This window comes from Paraburkholderia sp. BL10I2N1, assembly GCF_004361815.1.
Classification (GTDB): domain Bacteria; phylum Pseudomonadota; class Gammaproteobacteria; order Burkholderiales; family Burkholderiaceae; genus Paraburkholderia.
Genome location: NZ_SNWA01000003.1, coordinates 665,818 through 684,950 on the forward strand (window position 1 = coordinate 665,818; position 19,133 = coordinate 684,950).

The 19,133-nt window shown below is 61.1% G+C and carries 13 protein-coding genes and 2 pseudogenes; 9 read left to right on the top strand and 6 right to left on the bottom strand.

Going from position 1 to position 19,133, the window contains the following annotated elements:
• Positions 1 to 20: 20 nt before the first annotated feature.
• The 3 genes from B0G77_RS41100 to B0G77_RS41115 all read right to left on the bottom strand — a co-directional run bounded on the left by B0G77_RS41100 (position 21) and on the right by B0G77_RS41115 (position 2,139).
• The gene (locus B0G77_RS41100) at positions 21 to 359 is read right to left on the bottom strand and encodes a hypothetical protein (protein ID WP_133667558.1); all 339 of its coding nucleotides are present in this window, start codon (positions 357 to 359) and stop codon (positions 21 to 23) included.
• 372 nt (positions 360 to 731) lie between these two features.
• Positions 732 to 1,442 (bottom strand): lysophospholipid acyltransferase family protein, encoded by a 711-nt coding sequence (locus tag B0G77_RS41110; RefSeq protein WP_133667559.1) that lies wholly within the window; start codon positions 1,440 to 1,442, stop codon positions 732 to 734.
• Positions 1,443 to 1,581: 139 nt separating this feature from the next.
• A complete protein-coding gene (locus tag B0G77_RS41115) occupies positions 1,582 to 2,139 on the bottom strand; it encodes a Uma2 family endonuclease (RefSeq protein WP_133667560.1) in 558 nt (185 codons plus the stop codon).
• 1,230 nt (positions 2,140 to 3,369) lie between these two features.
• On the opposite strand from B0G77_RS41115, the gene B0G77_RS41120 reads away from it, so the two are divergent.
• Complete coding sequence (locus tag B0G77_RS41120; RefSeq protein WP_133667561.1) at positions 3,370 to 5,352, top strand: alkaline phosphatase family protein; 1,983 nt, start codon at positions 3,370 to 3,372, stop codon at positions 5,350 to 5,352.
• A gap of 182 nt (positions 5,353 to 5,534) precedes the next feature.
• Here B0G77_RS41120 and B0G77_RS41125 read toward each other — a convergent pair whose 3' ends face one another.
• A complete protein-coding gene (locus B0G77_RS41125; protein WP_133667562.1) occupies positions 5,535 to 6,329 on the bottom strand; it encodes a thioredoxin family protein in 795 nt (264 codons plus the stop codon).
• A gap of 1,396 nt (positions 6,330 to 7,725) precedes the next feature.
• Here B0G77_RS41125 and mgtA point away from each other — a divergent pair.
• Both mgtA and B0G77_RS41135 read left to right on the top strand, forming a co-directional pair.
• Complete coding sequence (gene mgtA / locus B0G77_RS41130) at positions 7,726 to 10,479, top strand: magnesium-translocating P-type ATPase (protein ID WP_133667563.1); 2,754 nt, start codon at positions 7,726 to 7,728, stop codon at positions 10,477 to 10,479.
• 85 nt (positions 10,480 to 10,564) lie between these two features.
• The gene (locus B0G77_RS41135) at positions 10,565 to 11,677 is read left to right on the top strand and encodes a porin (protein ID WP_133667564.1); all 1,113 of its coding nucleotides are present in this window, start codon (positions 10,565 to 10,567) and stop codon (positions 11,675 to 11,677) included.
• 209 nt (positions 11,678 to 11,886) lie between these two features.
• Here the strand turns inward: B0G77_RS41135 and B0G77_RS41140 are convergent.
• Positions 11,887 to 12,255: pseudogene (locus B0G77_RS41140) on the bottom strand (DUF169 domain-containing protein); the annotation flags it as partial.
• 211 nt (positions 12,256 to 12,466) lie between these two features.
• On the opposite strand from B0G77_RS41140, the gene B0G77_RS41145 reads away from it, so the two are divergent.
• The 6 genes from B0G77_RS41145 to B0G77_RS41170 all read left to right on the top strand — a co-directional run bounded on the left by B0G77_RS41145 (position 12,467) and on the right by B0G77_RS41170 (position 18,881).
• Positions 12,467 to 14,167: a 5-guanidino-2-oxopentanoate decarboxylase gene (locus B0G77_RS41145; protein ID WP_133667565.1), complete on the top strand. Its 1,701-nt coding sequence runs from the start codon at positions 12,467 to 12,469 to the stop codon at positions 14,165 to 14,167.
• Positions 14,164 to 15,639 carry an aldehyde dehydrogenase family protein gene (locus B0G77_RS41150; protein WP_133667566.1) on the top strand — a complete coding sequence of 492 codons (1,476 nt, stop codon included), beginning with the start codon at positions 14,164 to 14,166 and terminating at the stop codon, positions 15,637 to 15,639. Before B0G77_RS41145 ends, B0G77_RS41150 begins: the two co-directional genes overlap by 4 nt.
• Positions 15,640 to 15,732: 93 nt before the next feature.
• Complete coding sequence (locus B0G77_RS41155) at positions 15,733 to 16,557, top strand: transporter substrate-binding domain-containing protein (protein WP_133667567.1); 825 nt, start codon at positions 15,733 to 15,735, stop codon at positions 16,555 to 16,557.
• 46 nt (positions 16,558 to 16,603) lie between these two features.
• Entirely contained in the window at positions 16,604 to 17,353 is a 750-nt protein-coding gene (locus tag B0G77_RS41160) for an amino acid ABC transporter permease (protein WP_133667568.1), read from the top strand.
• Positions 17,350 to 18,006, top strand: a complete 657-nt coding sequence (locus B0G77_RS41165; RefSeq protein WP_133667569.1) for an amino acid ABC transporter permease — start codon at positions 17,350 to 17,352, stop codon at positions 18,004 to 18,006. The genes B0G77_RS41160 and B0G77_RS41165 overlap by 4 nt, the downstream gene beginning before the upstream one ends.
• A gap of 149 nt (positions 18,007 to 18,155) precedes the next feature.
• A complete protein-coding gene (locus B0G77_RS41170; RefSeq protein WP_133667570.1) occupies positions 18,156 to 18,881 on the top strand; it encodes an amino acid ABC transporter ATP-binding protein in 726 nt (241 codons plus the stop codon).
• On the opposite strand, the pseudogene B0G77_RS41175 reads toward B0G77_RS41170, so the two are convergent.
• Positions 18,878 to 19,111 (bottom strand): annotated as a pseudogene (locus B0G77_RS41175) (IS630 family transposase); the annotation flags it as partial. The gene B0G77_RS41170 and the pseudogene B0G77_RS41175 sit on opposite strands and share 4 nt — an antisense overlap.
• Positions 19,112 to 19,133: the final 22 nt, after the last annotated feature.

Below are 19,133 nucleotides of genomic sequence, written 5' to 3' on the forward strand. Positions count from 1 at the left end.
CCCTCCGCCGGGACGCAGACCTAGGCAGGAGCGAACACTACCGCTCCAACGTCACCGATGTGCGTAAAGCTCCGAACAAACCGGTATGACTCTTCGCCAACTGTTATCCGGTTTACGCCGGCCTGCGTCAGCTCAAGTATCTCGTCGGCCACTGCCGCCGCAATGGCTCCGTAACCAGTCAGTTCGTCGTCTTCGGCCGTTACGTGGCCGATGTAGACTGAACAGACTTCCCTATCGTGGCGCATCATGACGACGCACTTCCCCTCGTCAAGCGAGAGCTCGAGGTACCCGGCCAGCGCCAGTAATGACGCCGGCGTCTGCCCCTGCGGGCCATAAACCAAACCAGAACCGGTAGCCATCTTGACGTCCCCAATCAACGGTGTCTATCCCGAACAGAAACTGGCCCCAAGGCGACCTTGGTTCCACTATAAGCGCCCATGCTCCAATTCGGAATATATAGGAATACGTCCGCCGAAAGGCAGGTTCTCAGACGTAAGCCAACAGAGTAGCTGCTCCAGAGTCCGCGCTTCATCAGCAAGATGCTCAAAGGTGGGAACACGCTCATCAGACTGAATCTGGATACGGCGAAAACGACGTTTGCCGACTCGCATCAACGCATGCAAGACGGGCTGACGCGATGAGCTTCCGAGAGAGAGCATGCACCGCGTGTCAGGTGACGCCGGCCTCCCCGACCTGATCACGGCAAGCGCGGAACCTTGACACGGCGGCTGTCAGAGCGTCAGCAATTCTGCCTTCATCCAGTCGTGAACGGCGCGACTTAACTCCTGTTGCGACGTGTCCTGGGAAGGGAATGCGGGACCGACGATTACCTCGATGTGTCCCGCCCCGTCAGGCCACCCCTTCGCTGGCCAGACTTTTCCGGCGTTGTGGACGACAGGGACGACCGGGGCACCGGTCGCGCACGCCAGACGAATACCGCCCGACGTCAGTCTCAACGGTGCGCCGTGCGGCACTCGGGTGCCTTCCGGGAATATGACCACGACGTCGCCCTTCGCCAGCCGCTGAGCGCACTCCTGTGTCACTGCCAGATGTGCCTGGCGGGGCGAGCCACGATTCAGGCTGACCATGTCAAGGCCACGCAGCACCCATCCGAAGAACGGAATACGCAGAAGGTCTTCCTTGAACACAAAGCTGATGCGTCGTGGAAACAGCGCGAGGAATGCCAGCGTCTCCCACGTGGATTCATGACGGCACAGGATTATTGATGGCCCTTCCGGGAGATGCTCGAGTCCTTCCACTGAACAGGTGATCCCGGGTAGCCAGCGCATTACGACAACCAGTGCACGACACCACTGCACCGCAAGCCAGTAGCGTCCGGACCTCCCGACGAAGGGGTATAGCACCAATATCCCTATCGAGTACAAGGTCCCGCTGCCAAGCAGGTAGACGATGAACACCAATTTGATGAACGTGGAGCGCATGGTGAACCGAATGAAATGGATGAGGCAGCGGGAGGTTTTCGTCGCTACCAATAGAGGCCGTGCGGTAGATGATATGTTCACGCGTTGGCATCACTGCTGTGGCCTGGCGCATCAGGAATGGGTAGCCGGTCGTTGCTTCTCAGCAACCTACGCTGGGAATGGAGGACACGCCCCCTTCTTCGAGATACATGCGGTCAAGCAACGGCGCTATCCCGAACATTGAGGCTTGCACCTGGCCCCTCGCTCCCCAAAATTGAACCTGTCCGCATTGGCCGACGACAATCACTTCGCGAGCGCCACCTTCCAGATATCCTTTGACCCTCCGGTCGATGTCCTGCGTCCGGTCGCTATCGAGAAGCACCTCGACACAGAGGTCAGGCACGAACGGCACGGGGTCGTCGCGGTCGAAACCGTCCCACTTGTCGCACGGCATCCAGACAACGTCAGGGATTCTGATACCGAATGACCGGGTCGTAACGGCCACTGACATGGCGGCGAGATGACCAATCTGTTCAGTCACGTGACAGAAAATATCTGTGAGCACTATCTGGCGCCTTGCCGACGGGCGCGGGTTCATCACCAGTTCACCGTACTCGTCCAACTCGTACAACTGCCGCTGACCAGATTCTGCCTGTATGGCAAGGCGACGCCATGCGGCAAGCAATCCGGTGTGCTCCAGGAGAATCGGCACGTCCATGAGTTTCTCGCAGGGAAGATACTTAAGCGTATACCCTCTAACCGCGATTTAACAATTATGTATGTGTGCGCCGCAGCATTGCCGCGGCTTTCGCGGCCGATGCCGTCATTGGTCTGTTTTGTTCATGCGAGATGGCGGCGACCCGACCTGCGTTGGCTTTCGGACAGACGGGGATCCAGGCTCATCCTTTCTCAGACGGGCAGACCACGTCCCGATGAAGCCCGGATGTGGCCTTCGCAGCCCGGTTGCCTCTCGCCCGGGCGTGGCTGTTGCCGTGCTTTTGCTATTTTCATGACCGTGTGCGGTGAAACTGTCCATCTCCTTGCGAGGCGGGCCTTGGCGGTCTAAGGTTTAAGTGGTTTCTCAAGTTCGTTGTGCATCGCCGCATCGAGAGAGCGATGAGGAACGTCTCGCGGACTAGCGCGATGCAGATCCTGCATCGCGTGACCGCACGGAGATGTTTTACCGCATGCTGGAAGCCTGCATCGCCGACGGAGCTCAGCGCCAGCGCCTTCGACGCGATCCAGGGTCCCCGGAATGAGCAAAACGAAACGACATTTCCCGATGGCGGGGCATCTGTTGCGCTGAGCGGTCCCGGTTTTCAGAGCCAAAGGCAATGTTAGCCTTCGGCGTACCCGGCGGTAGGTACCTCACCGAGTGACCTGTGAGGCCGATTCTGGTTTCACTCGGGTAAGACGTTTTACTAGTGAGTCCTAATGAATCTTAAAACGCTTCGCCCACTATGGTGGGAAGAAGTTCGCCGCGCTTCTGTCGAAGACCGATATAGCTGACGCTCTCGTAGTTGCGGAGAGTATTCGAAACCCAATCCGTAACCTGGCAATTGAACACTTGGGCAACCCGGCTCGCGTGGTCCCCTATAAGCGCGGGGTTGACGCCCGGGTCCCGGTTCGGGGCGAGAGCGAACCGAAGGAACGACGTTGGCTTTTGAAGCGGCGCCATCCGTTGCATGTTTTACTCGAAGCCCAGCTATTGTGACGCCCGAGCCCTCATCACAAATCGTCATTCATTTAGAAGAAACCCGAAAGGCAGTCGTCGGCCGCGTCATATAACTCACGCGGAACGGACATTTTTCCAACCTGTGTTGGACACACAGCAAGCCTAACTTTCTCTCCGTTGTAACGCGCGGTAATACCAAGCAACGCCAGGTAAGCGACACATCGTGCGCGCTGCCGGTCGGCGTCCCTGTGTCAATCCCGTTTGGAGAGATCCATGAAGCGTGTCGAGAACGTCCCACGGAAACCCCTCTTGCAAGCCTTGCTGACGTGCAGCCTGGCCGCGCTCGCCGCTGGCGCGGCGCTTTACCCATCCATTTCCGCCAGTCAGCAGTCTGATGCAGCCTCCTTCCGGACGGCCTCGCCGATCAAGCATGTCATCGTGATAGTGGGCGAAAACCGTACCTTCGATCATGTGTTCGGCGCCTATACGCCGCGACGTGGGCAAACGGTGTCGAATCTGCTCTCCAAAGGCATCATCACGCAGGACGGCAAACCGGGGCCTAATTTCGCGGTAGCCGCGCAGTACACGGCCGACGCGGACAACCCCAACCGCTTCGAACTGAGCCCTGGGGGCAAGAAACTCTATACCGTACTGCCGGCACCCAACACCGGCTTTGTGGCGACCGCCGCGAGCGACACCAGTCCCCCGCCCTTCGCAACCCTTGCGGCGGCCAAGGCCGCTGAAGGGGCGACGCTCTTGCCACAGGACCTCGTGCATCTGACGACCGGCGCGTCGGGCTTGCCGCAACTGGTACCGGATACACGCTTCGGCGCGAACACCTTCAACCTGCCGAACGGCCCATACCAGATCTCGCGCGTGGGACCGAACTACGATCAGTACATGAATAGCCCGGTGCACCGCTTCTATCAGAACTGGCAGCAGTCGGACTGTAACGTCTCTCATGCGACAGACGATAATCCCAGCGGCTGCAAAATGGATCTGTTTGTGTGGGTCGAAACGTCGGTCGGCGCCAGCAAGAACGGCATGCCGAAGCCCGCCAACTTCACTGACCAGACCACGGGTGAAGGATCGACGGCACTCGGCTACTACAACGTAAATACGGGCGACATGCCCTATTTCAACGAACTCGCACGTCACTATACGATCAGCGACAACTACCACCAGCCGGTGATGGGCGGCACGGGTGCGAACAGCATCATGATCGGTACGGCCGATGCGCTCTACTACACCGACGGCAACGGTCATGCCACGACCCCGCCCGCCGATCAGATCGAAAATCCGCATCCGATGCCAGGCACCAACAATTGGTACACGCAGGACGGTTATTCGGGCGGAACCTACAGTAACTGCTCTGACCCGAAGCAGCCTGGTGTAGGCGCGATCCGCCATTACCTCGGCTCGCTGCCCTATCACCCCGATCCGAACTGCGCGGCCAATACTTACTATCTGCTCAACAACTACAACCCGGGCTATAACGGCGACGGCAGCGTGAATACAAGCAGCGCCTTCACGATTCCGCCTTCGCCGGTGCGCACGATCGCGGATTCGCTGCTGGCGAAAAACGTATCGTGGAAGTATTACGGCGAAGGCTGGAAGACCTTCGTCAGCAAATCCAAGAGCAGCGTCTACTGCAATATCTGCAACCCGTTCCTCTATGAAACCGCGATCATGAGCAATCCGGCGCTTGTCGCCGCGCACTTGCAGGACACGACCGATCTCTATTCGGATATCGCGGCCGGGACCTTGCCGGCCGTGTCATTCGTCAAACCGGGCGGTCTGCTGGACGGGCATCCGGAATCGTCGAAGTTCGGGCTGTATGAGGCGTTCGTGCACAAGCTCGTCGATGCGGTCCAGGAAAAACCGGCGCTGTGGGCATCGACGGCGATCCTGATCACCACCGACGAAGGCGGCGGCTACTACGATTCGGGATACATCCAGCCGGTGGATTTCTTCGGCGACGGTCCGCGGATTCCGCTGATCGTAGTGTCGCCGTATTCGCGCGGTGGCCGCGTAGTGCATGAATATTCGGATCATGCGTCGATCGTCAAATTCATCGATCGAAACTGGTCGCTGTCTCCGATCACGCAGCGCAGTCGCGACAATCTGCCAAATCCGGTGCAGCTCTCAAGCAACCCGTACGTACCGGTCAACGCGCCGGCAATCAGTGACCTCTTCGACTCGTTCCGATTCGACCGAGATCAGGACAATCATCACAATGGCAATGGACCGGAGTGACGGCGGCTCCGGCTGGTGGCCGTTCTGAACAGATTTGAACCAGGCGGGCAAGTGGCGAATTCCGCGGCAGTGCGAGCGGCTCTGTCGCGGAAAAATGCTGGTCCACGCGTTAGCCACTTCAGGTTCGCTTCTGGCGGATCGCGACGATCACGGTCGGTCGGATCCACCGGAACTGACCTGGCTCATGGCTTCGTGCTCGCGTGCTGGTTGCGGAACGCTGCCTCTCCGGCGTCCGACACCTCGACCCACTTTTTGTCGGGCGCTGCGTCTGCGACATAGCTGTCGTGCCAGTTCCACCACTTGTAGGTTGCGGTCTGAGGATAGCCCTCGGGCGAGTCCTCCCAGACCTCCTGCCGGCCCAGCGGTGTAATGTCGAGGTAGTTCCAGGTGCTCCCCATCTGTTCGTCGCCGCGGTTGTTGATAAAGTAGGTGCGAAACACGCGGTCGCCGTCGCGGTAGAACACGTTCGTGCCGTGCCATTCGCCGACGCCGAAATCGGTGTCGAAGCTGTCCGTGAGGGTGAACCACGGGATCTCCCAGCCCATCCGCGCCTTCAGCCGCGCGATGTCCGCCTGAGGCGCACGCGAGACGAAGACGAGCGTGGTGTCACGGGCGTTCAGGTGGGCGACATGGGCGACCTGGTCGGCCACCATGGAGCAGCCACGGCAAGCGTGGTCGGGCCAGCCGAACACGCCCGGCTCGAAGAAGGCGCGGTAGACGATCAGCTGATGCCGACCGTCGAACAGGTCGAGCAGGCTGGCCTTGCCCGCCGGCCCCTCGAACGCATACGCCGTCTCCACGGCCATCCACGGCATTCGCCGACGCTCAGCGGCCAGGGCGTCACGGGCGCGGGTCTGGGTCTTTTCCTTCACGAGCAGCTGCTCGCGGGCCGCCTCCCACGCCTGCGGTGACACCACCGGTGGTGTGCGCATGGCAGGCTGTCCGTCTTTCCGTCCGTTCCCGGCTGATGTAGTCATGTTGCAATCTCCTGATCTGGGCTAATTCCCGCACCGCGTGGCTGTAGCGCGATTTCATTCGCTGCTCATCGCTCGTTGTTGGCTGTGAGATAGCTTGTCACGGGAAATTGAACGTTGGGAGTAACAAGTGTGGCGGTATTCCGATGGAGTCGCTGACGACAGCCGCGACGCGTGGGCCCGAAGCGGGTGATCCCGCGGCGCGTTGAAGCGCGTGGCGAGTTCGTCTGCCGGAAGCGGGCGATGAGGTTCAGAGCTGCTCCGGCGCGACAGTCGACTCGCGCCAGTTCGGCGATGTCGCTCGACATTGCGGCCCTGCTGGCCGGCCCTGATCTCGTGTAGATGCCAGGACAGGTCTGATTTTTTTGCGGATCGTACCGTCATCTTTACCCCGAACCCTTTCGTGGCAGCCTATCTCAGAATGCGTCGAGTCTTCAACGCACGTATTTACTCTGTACAGCCAAGTTTCAGGTTGACGTTGTCCTGAGCGCCCGATTAAAATCCGTCCGTCTTCACAAAAGGGGCTAGTGCCTTGGACAGTTTCAGTAGTCGATCTTCGAACAGTTTGATTGCCTGACCGGCAGAACGTCCGCTAGCCTCATTCAGCCACCGTTCTGCCAGCAGGCAAACGGTGCGCGTCGCAGTAGTTTTCAGTACCGCTCCCGTACCCTCCATTTCAGCGCCGCTTCGGCACGCATGATTGCGTCCGTCCGTACGGCCAGTTTCCTGAGCCCGACTCGGGGCCATGCTCGCATGCGTCCGCAGGTTTATCCCTGCGGGCGCATGAACAGACACGCCCGTGCACAACGCACCGGAAAGGAGATGTCATGCCTGACAGTGACTTATGGTCTTTACGCCGCTTACGTTCTTTTTGCCCGATGGATTCCTGCATGCGTTCGCCGTCACTTGCCTGACTGTTTGAGCGTTGCCGTGCAGGCGCCCCGGCGACCTCAATCAATCAGTCGGGCTCTGACCCGAACGGAGAAACCGCATGTATTTCGCCCTTCTCGTACCACAACTGCCACAGGTTCGCGAGCCGCATACGTATCGCGAAGCACCGTTGGCACTCGCACCGCAAACGCCTGCCACACCGTCGGCACGATGGTGGGCAGCGGCCAAGGCTCTGCTCCGGCCAGCAGCACGTCCAGTCTGATCCCGGCGTCGACAGCGCGCCCGTCGTAGCGAAGCAATCCGGACGCTGTCGCGTTTTCAAATGTTGTCTGCTTCGTTCGGGTGGCACCGGCGTCGACCGCGCCATCCGACGGTGGCAGCCCGACAGCGGGTGCGGATCCCTGATATCTGCAGGCTTGCTGACGGGCGCGGAACACGCCGAGCCGCGCATTACCCCACCTTGAAAAACGCATGCAATTCACTGCCCGCGGAACATCAGGAAGAACCCATGCAACACGAATCCACAAATAATCAGCATACCTCCAGGAAGAAACAGAAAGGCTTTGTGTCTGGCACTGCCAGGCGCGAACAGATATCCCTCGCACATGTTGTGCGCGAAGCGAACGAATCTGTCGCCGCCACGCTAAAGCAGACGTTCAGCTCGCTCGACGGTCTTCTCAGGGACGACGCGCTGGAGCGGCTGCAGTTTGCTGGTCCCAACGAGGTCGCCCACGACAAGGCCCCGCACGCACTCGTACAGCTACTATTGGCCTTCAGGAATCCGTTCGTGCTGGTGCTGCTCGGTCTGTCCGTCATCACCTTCTTCACGGACGTGTACTTTGCTTCGCCGGACGATCGCAGCTGGACTGGACTCAGCATCCTGCTCACGATGGTGAGCGTCAGCAGCCTGCTGCGCTTCTTTCAGGAATACCGCTCGAACAAGGCCGCACAGCGACTCAAGTCCATGGTCCGTACGACAGCGACAGTGACCCGCCGCGCGACCGTGTTCGCGCATCCGGAGAAGCAGGAAATCGCGATGCGAGATCTGGTCGTCGGCGATATCGTCAGTCTTCAGGCGGGTGACATGATCCCCGCCGACGTCCGTTTGATCCAGTCGCGCGACCTGTTCATCAGTCAGGCCGCGTTGACAGGCGAGGCACTGCCGGTCGAGAAGTACGACACGCTTGGCGCCGTGACGGAAAAGTCCGTGCATGCCAGTCCCGATGATCAGGGCGATTTGCTCGACATGGCCCATATCTGCTTCATGGGAACCAATGTGATCAGCGGTACGGCAACGGCGATCGTCATTGCTACCGGTGCCGACACCTATTTCGGCACACTGGCGAAAAACGTGGTCAGTCATAAGCGCGTCCAGACCAGCTTCGATCGCGGTGTCAATAGCGTATCGTGGCTGCTGATCCGCTTCATGCTGGTGATGGTGCCGGTGGTGTTCCTGATCAACGGCTTGACCAAGGGCGACTGGCTGTCCGCGGTGACGTTCGCGCTGGCGGTAGCCGTCGGCCTGACACCGGAGATGCTGCCGATGATCGTGTCGGCGAATCTGGCCAGAGGCGCCATCGCAATGGCGCGGCGTAAGGTGGTGGTGAAACGCCTGAACTCGGTGCAGAACTTCGGCGCGATGGACGTCCTGTGTACGGACAAGACCGGCACACTCACGCAGGACAAAATCATCCTTGAACATCACCTCGACATCAACGGCAACAGGGACGAGCGGATTCTTCAACTTGCCTGGCTGAACAGCTTCCACCAGAGCGGACAGAAGAATCTGATGGACATCGCCGTCGTGGAACATGCCAATGAACCTGGCGCGCCGGCGAAGCTTACGCACTACACCAAGGTTGACGAACTGCCATTCGATTTCGTGCGCCGCAGACTGTCGGTGGTGGTCGAGGGGATGGACAGCAACCAGTTGATGGTGTCGAAGGGTGCTGTCGAAGAGATGCTGGCGGTGTCGACACACATTCAGGACGGAGACACGGTCCACGAGTTGACGGCACGCGAGCGCGACATGCTGGTCACACGGGCCGAGGAGTACAACAAGGAAGGATACCGAGTGCTGGTGGTCGCCACGCGTGAGATCGCGCCCGCCGAAGCGAAGTCCCAGTACAAGACCACTGACGAGGCGAACCTCGTGGTGCGCGGCTTCCTCACCTTCCTGGATCCGCCGAAGGATTCAGCTGCCCCCGCAATCCGTGCGCTGTACGAGCATGGCGTGGCGGTCAAGGTACTGACGGGCGACAACCCCATTGTCACGACGAAAATCTGCCGCGACGTGGGACTGGATCCGGGCACGCCGCTGCTCGGGCGCGACATCGAGGCGATGGGCGATGCCCGGCTTGCGCAGATGGTCGAACACACCACTGTCTTTGCGAAACTCACCCCGCTGCAAAAGGCAAGAGTGGTCAAAGCGCTTCAGGCTAACGGCCACACAGTCGGCTTCCTCGGCGATGGGATTAACGACGCGCCGGCGCTTCGTGATGCGGACGTCGGCATTTCGGTGGACACAGGGGCCGATATCGCGAAGGAAACCGCTGACATCATCCTGCTCGAAAAGAGCCTGATGGTGCTGGAGGAAGGGGTGATCAAGGGCCGCGAGACGTTCGGCAATATCCTGAAGTACCTGAACATGACGGCGAGCTCGAATTTCGGCAACGTGTTCTCGGTGCTGATCGCCTCCGCCTTTCTGCCATGGGAACCGATGCTGGCGATGCAGTTGCTGATCCAGAACCTGATCTACGACCTTTCGCAAATGTTTCTGCCGTGGGACCGGATGGATCCTGATTTCCTGAAAAAGCCGCGCAAGTGGGATGCAGGCAACATCGGGCGTTTCATGGTGTGGCTGGGACCCACGTCGTCGGTGTTCGACATTACGACCTATGTGCTGCTGTGGACGGTGTTCGGCGCTGGCGCGGCTTTCCATCTGCACGGCGGCGGCCAGGCCATCATGAATTCCGGCTGGTTCATCGAAGGTCTCGTCTCCCAGACTCTCGTTGTCCACATGCTGCGCACGCGCAGGATTCCGTTCATCCAGAGTACGGCGTCCCTTCCAGTGCTCCTGTCGACATCGGCTGCAATCTTCGTGGGCTGCTGGCTACCGTTTTCTCCGCTGGCCGGGGCATTGGGTTTCATTTCTCTGGATCACAGCTACTGGCTCTGGCTCGTCGCAACGATGTTCGGCTACGTGATGCTGACGCAGGTTGTGAAGACGCTGTATATCCGCCGTTACGGCCAGTGGTATTAGACCCGAGCGAAGTTCCGCGTGGGATGGGGTTCGATCCTGCGCGCGATTGCTTCGGTCGGCCTTTCCGCTTCAAACGGTTCATAACATGTCAGCAAAACAGAACAAGTTTTTCAGCATTCCAGCAACCACCGCCGCCACGCTCGCGTTCCTCAGCGCGAACGCTCACGCGCAGAGCAGCGTAACGCTATATGGCGAGCTTGATACGGGGCTCGCGTATGTGAGTAACGTGGGCGGTAACGCGCAGTACAAAACCACCACCGGCCTGATCGACGGGAGCTACTGGGGTCTTCAAGGTTCCGAAGATCTCGGCGGTGGCAACAAGGCAATCTTTAGCCTCGAACGCGGGTTTTCCGTGACGACCGGCGAGGGCTTCGACGATCACCCGTTCTATGTCGGGCTCGGCAACGAAGCCTATGGCACTGTCGCGCTCGGTCTCCAGTACGACTCGATCCACGATTACTTCGCTCCGTTCACGCTGACGGGCGGCGCTGGCGGCACTGCATTCGCGCATCCGTTCGACAACGACAACGCGAATAACTCGTACCTTGCACGCAACTCAGTCAAGTACACGAGCGCGCCGTTCGGCGGGTTCAGCTTCGGCGGCATGTACGCGTTTTCGAACGGTGCTGGCCAGTTCGCGAACAACCGCGCATACAGCATCGGCGCGAACTACCAGAACGGCCCCCTCAACGCGGGCGCGGCTTACCTGCACGTGAACGGCCGTGGCAACACGGCGGGCGGTGCGTATGACACCGTGAATCTGCCCGGCCCGAATCGCGACGTATTCGAGGCGAACGTGCGGACGCAAAACACGTATGGTGTGGGCGCGAGCTACGCGCTCGGCGATTTTACGGTGGGCACCGCCTGGTCCCGTTCGACCTACAGCGGTGTGACCGATGCCGATTCCGGTTCGGCGGTGCCTTCGGCCGGCTTCAGCAACTATGAGATCAATGGCTTGTACCAACTGACGCCGACGGTGTGGCTCGCGGGCATGTACACGTACACGAAGGGCTCAGGTGCGCACTGGAACGAAGGCGCGCTGCAGGCTGGCTACCAGTTCTCGAAGCGCACCGATACGTATGTCGAGACGGTCTATCAGCGCGCTTCGTCGGGCGCCCCTGCCGTGATCAACACATCTGATCCGTCGGCGGGCCGCGGTCAGTTGCTTGTCGCGGCCGGTATTCGCCATCGTTTCTGACCGCCCGTTCGTCCGTCGGGACGCGGCTGATGCGGGCTGGATGGAGCTTCACGCGCGCTGCTGTCGTGGATGAAGTGTGGTTCACTGCTGGCAGAACAGGCGGCGATCTACGCCCAGGCCAAGGCATCCACTCCGCAGCGCTGGTCCGGATCAACATGCAATTGGGAGTTAAGGGCTTCAACGAATGGTTTTGTGGAAAGCAGTACGACCTACTTCTTTGGATAACTAACCTCCATCCCCGCACGAGCATCCTGCTGGATTCCGTACTGCGCAAACGGATATCGAAGACCATGTTTCGCGAGGGCCTCCATACCTGCGATGGCCTGCGCCAAGGTCTCTGGAGGTAGTGCCATCAGCATCTCATCGTCCATGACCCCGCCGTATCTTCGCTCCGCATAGCAAGGAATCAACAGGCTGGGTTGCCCAGTCTTCAGTGCTCTCCCCCACGAGTCTGCACAGGATGATTCTCCGACAACACTCCAATCGAAACGCTTGTACCCCGGCCACTGCAATCCGTTGATGAAGTACATCATTGCGCCAGGTGTTGCATAGACCAATGCAATGGCCGGATCGATACGGCTTCGCGTCCGGACGCATCCATATATGTACTGAATATTGATCCTCGATTCGTCTGAAGGTATCAGACCCTTGACTGGAGCCATGAGCCTGGAACATAGCGAGCATGCAAATGCATCGTTTGCAGTGCGTGAGTCACGAAGCAAGAATGGACGCACACACCAACTCCGGAGACAGGCATGCAGCGGCAACCGGTTAATACCCAGGGATCTCATGAACTCTCCTGATACCACTTCGCTCTTCGGCCATGCACGCGGGCGCAGCCAGCCCCGCCCGGTCAGTATGCAGACCTGCGGTGAAGCGCTCGTGAGGCTGCTCGAACGGTACGGCGTCGACCTGGTGTTCGGCATTCCCGGCGTTCATACGGTCGAGTTGTATCGTGGGCTGGCGGGGTCGTCGCTGCGCCACATCACACCCCGCCATGAGCAGGGCGCGGGGTTCATGGCCGACGGCTATGCGCGCGTGACGGGCAAGCCCGGCGTGTGCTTTGTTATCACCGGGCCAGGCATGACGAATATCGCAACCGCGATGGCGCAGGCTTATGCCGACTCGATCCCGATGCTCGTCATTTCCAGCGTCAACGCCACGCGCCAGCTCGGCAGCGGCGCCGGCCGGCTGCACGAACTGCCCTCGCAGCGCGCCGTATTCGCCGGGCTCACGGCGTTTTCCCACACGCTGCTGAACGCGGACGAACTGCCGCAAGTGCTGGCCCGCGCGTTCGCGGTGTTTGCGTCCGAGCGGCCGCGACCGGTCCACATCGAGATTCCGCTCGACGTGATCGTCGCCCCCGCAGGCGATATGACTTCCAGCGCGGTGGTGCTTCCGGCGAAGCCGGCCGGCGCACCCGCCGCGCTCGATGCGACTGCCGCCTTGCTCGCCACCGCGCGACGGCCGCTGATTCTGGCAGGCGGCGGAGCGATCGAGGCCGCCGCTGAGTTGTGCTCGCTCGCTGAACGTTTGCAGGCGCCGGTGGCGCTGACGATCAACGCGAAGGGTCTGCTGCCGCGCGGCCACGCGCTATCGATCGGTTCGACCCAGTCGCTCGCCGCGACGCGCGCCCTGGTACGCGAGGCCGACGTGGTACTTGCGGTGGGCACCGAACTCGGCGAGACCGACTACGACGTGGTATTCGACGATGGATTCGCAATCGACGGCAAGCTGGTCAGGATCGACATCGACCCTCAACAGGTCATGCGCAATTTCCGGCCCGATGTGGCAATCGTGGCTGATGCGAAGCTCGCGCTCACCGCACTGGACAGCAGGCTCGCCACGCGGCCGTTGCCGCCGCGCGATCCCGGCTGGGGCGCGCCGCGTGCGCGTACCGTGCGCGCCGCGGTCAACGCCGGCTACGACGCGCCGATTCGCTCGCAGGCGGTGCTGCTGGACACGATATCGGACACGCTGCCCGAGGTGGTCATCGTGGGCGATTCGACACGCCCGGTCTACGCTGGCAATTTCGTCTTCGAGGCGGCCGCCCCCAGGTCGTGGTTCAACTCATCGACAGGCTACGGCACGCTGGGCTACGGGTTGCCGGCCGCGATCGGCGCGCGGCTCGCGTCTGGCAACCGCCCCGTGATCTGCCTGATCGGCGACGGCGGCCTGCAGTTCACGCTGCCGGAACTGGCGAGCGCCGTCGAAGCCGCCGTGCCGGTGATCGTGCTGCTGTGGAACAACCGCGGCTATGCCGAAATCAGGAGATACATGGTCGAACGCGATATCGAGCCGATTGGCGTCGACATCGGCACGCCGAACTTCCTTGCGCTCGCGCGCGGCTTCGGCTGCTGTGCCGCGTCGGCCGATACGCCAGCCGTGCTGGCGAACGAACTCAGGCAGGCCGCGGGGCGCCGCGTGCCCACTTTGATCGAGATCGATGAACAGAAGTGGTTCGACCGTGTGACGGGAGGTCCGGCATGAATGCGCCAAACGACATGTCGTTCCTCACGCAGCTCTATATCGACGGCGGTTGGCTTGACGGCGCCGAGGGCCGGCGCATTCCGGTGCTCAACCCGGCAACCGGGGCGTGGCTCGCCGATGTGGCGGCAGGCACCGCACACGACGTCGAACGGGCAGTGGCCGGTGCGGCCCGCGCGTTCCGTGCGTGGCGGCACACGACCGGCGCTGCGCGCGCACGCTACCTGCACGCCATCGCGGCGGAAGTCGAGGTGCGGCGCGAGCGTCTCGCCATGCTGCAATCGCTGAACAACGGCAAACCGCAAAGTGAGGCGCACATGGATGTCGACGACGTGATCGCGACGTTTCGCTATTACGCCCAGCTGGCCGAGCGGCTGCACCACTCAACAGGCGAAGAAGTCAGCATCCCCAGCACCGAACAACGTGCGCGGATTTGCCGCGAACCGTGCGGCGTGGCGGCGCTGATCGTCCCGTGGAATTTCCCGATGGTGACGACGGCCTGGAAGCTCGCCCCGGCGCTTGCGGCCGGCTGCACCGTCGTGCTCAAGCCGTCCGAAATCACGCCCTTGCCGGAGCTCGAGCTGGCCTCGGCAATCGCGTCGGTCGGTTTGCCGGCGGGGGTCTTTAACGCCGTGACGGGCACCGGTGCGGATGTAGGTGCGCCGCTCGTCGCGCATCCGGACGTCGCGAAAGTATCGTTTACCGGCAGCACAGGGGTTGGTCAGACGGTAATGAAGACCGCCGCTGATACGCTCAAGGGCGTGAGCCTCGAACTCGGGGGCAAGTCGTCGATCATCGTGTTCGATGACGCCGACCTTGACCTCGCGGTCGACCTGGTCGAGGCGGGCGGCTTCTTCAACAGCGGGCAGATGTGTTCCGCGACGAGCCGGGTGCTGGTGGCGCGCGAACTCGCGCCCAGGTTGCTGGCGAGGCTGGTCGAGCGTGCGGATCGGATCGTCGTTGGCGACCCGTTTGCGCCGGGCGTCCAGATGGGGCCGCTCGTGAACCGTGCGCAGTTCGAACGGGTGCTCGGCCATATCGAACAGGGCATTGCCGACGGTGCCCGGCTCGTAACCGGCGGCGGCCGACCGGCCGGCGCACCGGAGCAGGGGTTTTTCATCGCGCCGACGATTTTTGCCGATGTGCCCGCGACGAGTGCTTTATGGCGCGATGAGATATTCGGCCCGGTCCTGTGCATGCGCGTATTCGACACGGAACAGGAAGCCGTAGACGTCGCCAATGACAGCAACTACGGGCTCGTGGCGACCGTCGTCACCACCGACGAGGCTCGCGGCGAACGCGTCGCCCGCGCGCTGGAGGCCGGCGTGGTGTGGGTCAACACACCGCAAGTGATCTATCCGCAGACCTCGTGGGGCGGCTACAAGCGCAGCAGCATCGGGCGCGAACTTGGCCCATTCGGACTGGCCGCCTTCCAGGAAACAAAGCAGGTGCTGACGCTTCGTCATGCCGATTGACCGCCGGCCTGAAGGATTGGCGATGCAAATTGATCGCAGCGCGCGCTGCCCACTGAATTCTCCCGACACCCTATTTTCGAAAGAGGAACAACCATGACCACGCTTCACTCCCTCTCACGGCGCACCCAGCGTGTGTTCGCCGTGGCCGCCGCGACGCTGGCATTCACGGGCGTAGCCGCGCTGTCGGCATTCGCGCCGGCCGCCCATGCCGATGCGCTGGATTCGATTGCGAAGTCCGGCGTTGTGCGGATCGGCGTATTCGAAGACTATCCGCCATTCGGCTCGATCGGCCCGGACATGAAACCGCAAGGCTATGACATCGACGTTGCCAACCTCATCGGCAAAGCGCTTAACGCGAAGGTCGAACTGGTTCCGGTCACGGGCGACAACCGCATGGCCTACCTCGCGGACAACAAGACCGACATGCTGCTCTCCGTCGGTCAGACGCCGGAGCGCGAGAAAGTCATCGACTTCTCGCAACCGTACGCGCCGTATTACCTCGCGGTATTCGGGCCGAAGACACTGACGGTCAGGAACGCCAGCGACCTCGCCGGCAAGAGCATCTCGGTCGCCCGCGGCACGCTGGAAGATCTGAGCGTCAGCAAAATCGCGCCGCCGACCGCCGTGATCAAGCGTTTCGACGATCCGAACGGTGCGATTTCCGCCTTCCTCTCCGGACAGGCCCAGTTGATGGTGGTCGGCAACGACGTGGGGGCGACAATCCTCGCGCGTCACCCGGCGAATGATCCGGAGCAGAAATTCAAGCTGTTCAGTTCGCCCGATCACGTCGGCCTGAACAAGAACGAGCTGCAACTGCAGCAGAAGGTCAACGAGACGATTGCCCGCGCCCGCAAGGACGGCACGATGAACACGATTTCCGAGAAGTGGCTGCGCGCGCCGCTGCCAGCCGATCTTTGATGACGCGCTTTCAGGACCTGCCCTACCCGACCATGAGCGACACACCATGAGCTATGCATTCGATTTCAGCGGGTTCGGTTTTTACGCGGGCATGCTCGCGCGTGGTGTCGCCGTCACCTTGGGGCTCACTGCGGTATCGACCGTGCTCGGCGGGCTCGTCGGTATCGCGGGTGCGTGCGTCGGCGTCGCCGGGCCGCGCTGGGCCCGCACGCTGGTTGCGGCTTACGTTGAACTGATACGCAATACGCCGTTCGTCGTGCAACTGTTCTTTGTGTTCTTCGGGTTGCCGGGTCTGGGCATCCATATCGACGAAGTACAAGCGGCGATCCTCGCGATGACGGTCAATCTTGGCGCGTACGCCATCGAGATCGTGCGCGCCGGCATCGACTCGATTCCCCGCGGCCAGGTGCAGGCCGCCCACGCACTGGGCTTGCAGGGGCGTCAGGTGTTTCGCCATATAGTCCTGCCACAAGCGATCGCCAATGTGTTTCCCGCGTTGTTGAGCCAGGTGCTGATCGTCATGCTCGGTTCGGCGGTCGTGTCACAGATCTCAGTGCCCGATCTGACTTACGCGGCGAATTTCATCCAGTCGCGTAACTTCCGCTCGTTCGAGAGCTATCTGATCGTCACCGCGACGTATCTGTTCCTGTCGATCGTCTTGCGGCAATTGCTGAACCGGTTGGGCCGGGGCCTGTTTGCGGGACGCACGCCACGTACGACCGATGTGCGTCGAAACTGGATCACTCGATTCGTCTGGCGTCGCGCACAGACGCTGACCACGGAGCGCCTGACATGAACGAATTCACGTTGTGGGATATCGCGCGCAATCTGCTGCTTGCCGCGCGCTGGACCGTGCTGCTGTCGCTGATCGCCTTCGTGTGCGGCGGTGCAGTCGGACTTCTGTTGCTGGCGATGCGCGTATCGCCGTTGCCGTGGCTGCGCCGTATCGTCACGGTCTATGTGGAGCTTTTCCAGGGCACACCGTTGCTGATGCAACTGTTCCTCGCGTTCTTCGGCTTGCCGTTGCTCGGCGTGGACGTGTCGCCGTGGGCCGCTGCGACGGTAACGTTGACGCTCTACACCAGCGCCTATCTTGCCGATATCTGGCGCGGCTGCGTCGAGGCGGTGCCGCGCGGGCAGTGGGCCGCAGGCGCGAGTCTCGGCATGACGTTCAGCCAGCAGTTGCGCTACATCGTGTGGCCCCAGGCGAAGAAGATCGCGGTGGCGCCGACCGTCGGCTTTCTGGTGCAGGTGGTCAAGAGCACGGCGTTGACATCAATCATCGGCTTCATCGAGTTGACCAAGACCGGCTCGATGATCACCAACACAGCGTTCCGCCCGTTTCCAATTTACGGGATGGTCGCATTGATCTACTTTGCCATGTGCTTTCCGCTGACGTTGTACGCGCGCCGGCTGGAGCAGATGCAACACGCGCAAGGGCGCCGGTGACAATGGCCAGGATCCGACAGGTCCTGGCGGCAGCCGTTACGCGGCCTTGACGTCGTCTTGTCGTCGGCGCTGCACGGCGCGCCCTTCGTTCAATGAGCTTTTCCCTTCGTGGCTCGTTCCACGGAACTCAACCAGGAATGGATTTCACAATGATCTCAATCAACAATGTTTCGAAGTGGTACGGACAGTTCCAGGTACTGACCGACTGCTCGACGGAAGTGAAAAAAGGCGAAGTGGTCGTGGTGTGCGGCCCGTCGGGTTCGGGCAAGTCGACGCTCATCAAGACGGTGAACGGCCTTGAGCCGTTCCAGAAAGGCGACATCACGATCGACGGCCAGTCGCTCGCCGACAGGAAGACGAATCTGTCGAAGCTGCGCGCCAAGGTTGGAATGGTGTTCCAGCACTTCGAGCTGTTCCCGCATCTGTCGATTACCGAGAACCTGACGCTCGCGCAGATCAAGGTGCTCGGCCGTTCGAACGACGAAGCCAATGCGAAGGGCCTGAAACTGCTCGATCGCGTGGGCCTGCGTGCGCACGCGGACAAGTATCCGGGGCAGCTGTCGGGTGGTCAGCAGCAGCGCGTGGCGATCGCGCGTGCGTTGTCGATGGACCCCATCGCGATGCTGTTCGACGAACCGACCTCAGCACTCGATCCCGAGATGATCAACGAAGTGCTCGACGTAATGGTCGAACTTGCGCAGGAAGGCATGACGATGATGTGCGTCACCCACGAAATGGGTTTTGCGAAGAAGGTCGCGCATCGCGTGATCTTCATGGACAAAGGCCTCATCGTCGAAGACGACCGCAAGGAAGAGTTCTTCGCGAATCCAAAGTCGGATCGCGCGAAGGATTTTCTGGCGAAGATCCTGCATTAGTCCATTGAACCGGATGAATCGCACCGAATGCGTCGTGTTGGATCGGAATACTTCCATTTCAATGGGACAGCCTGCTTGTTGTATCGGCGGATGTAGCACATGAGCTTTTTGCCGAGATCCCTCGTGCTGGTGAATACCCTGCGCGTGATGACGTCGCGTTGGATGCTGGCAAACCAGTTCTCAACCTGATTCAGTCGTGACGAATACGTGGAGGTGTAATGTAGGCGTACGATAAACAGTATGGACCCGTTG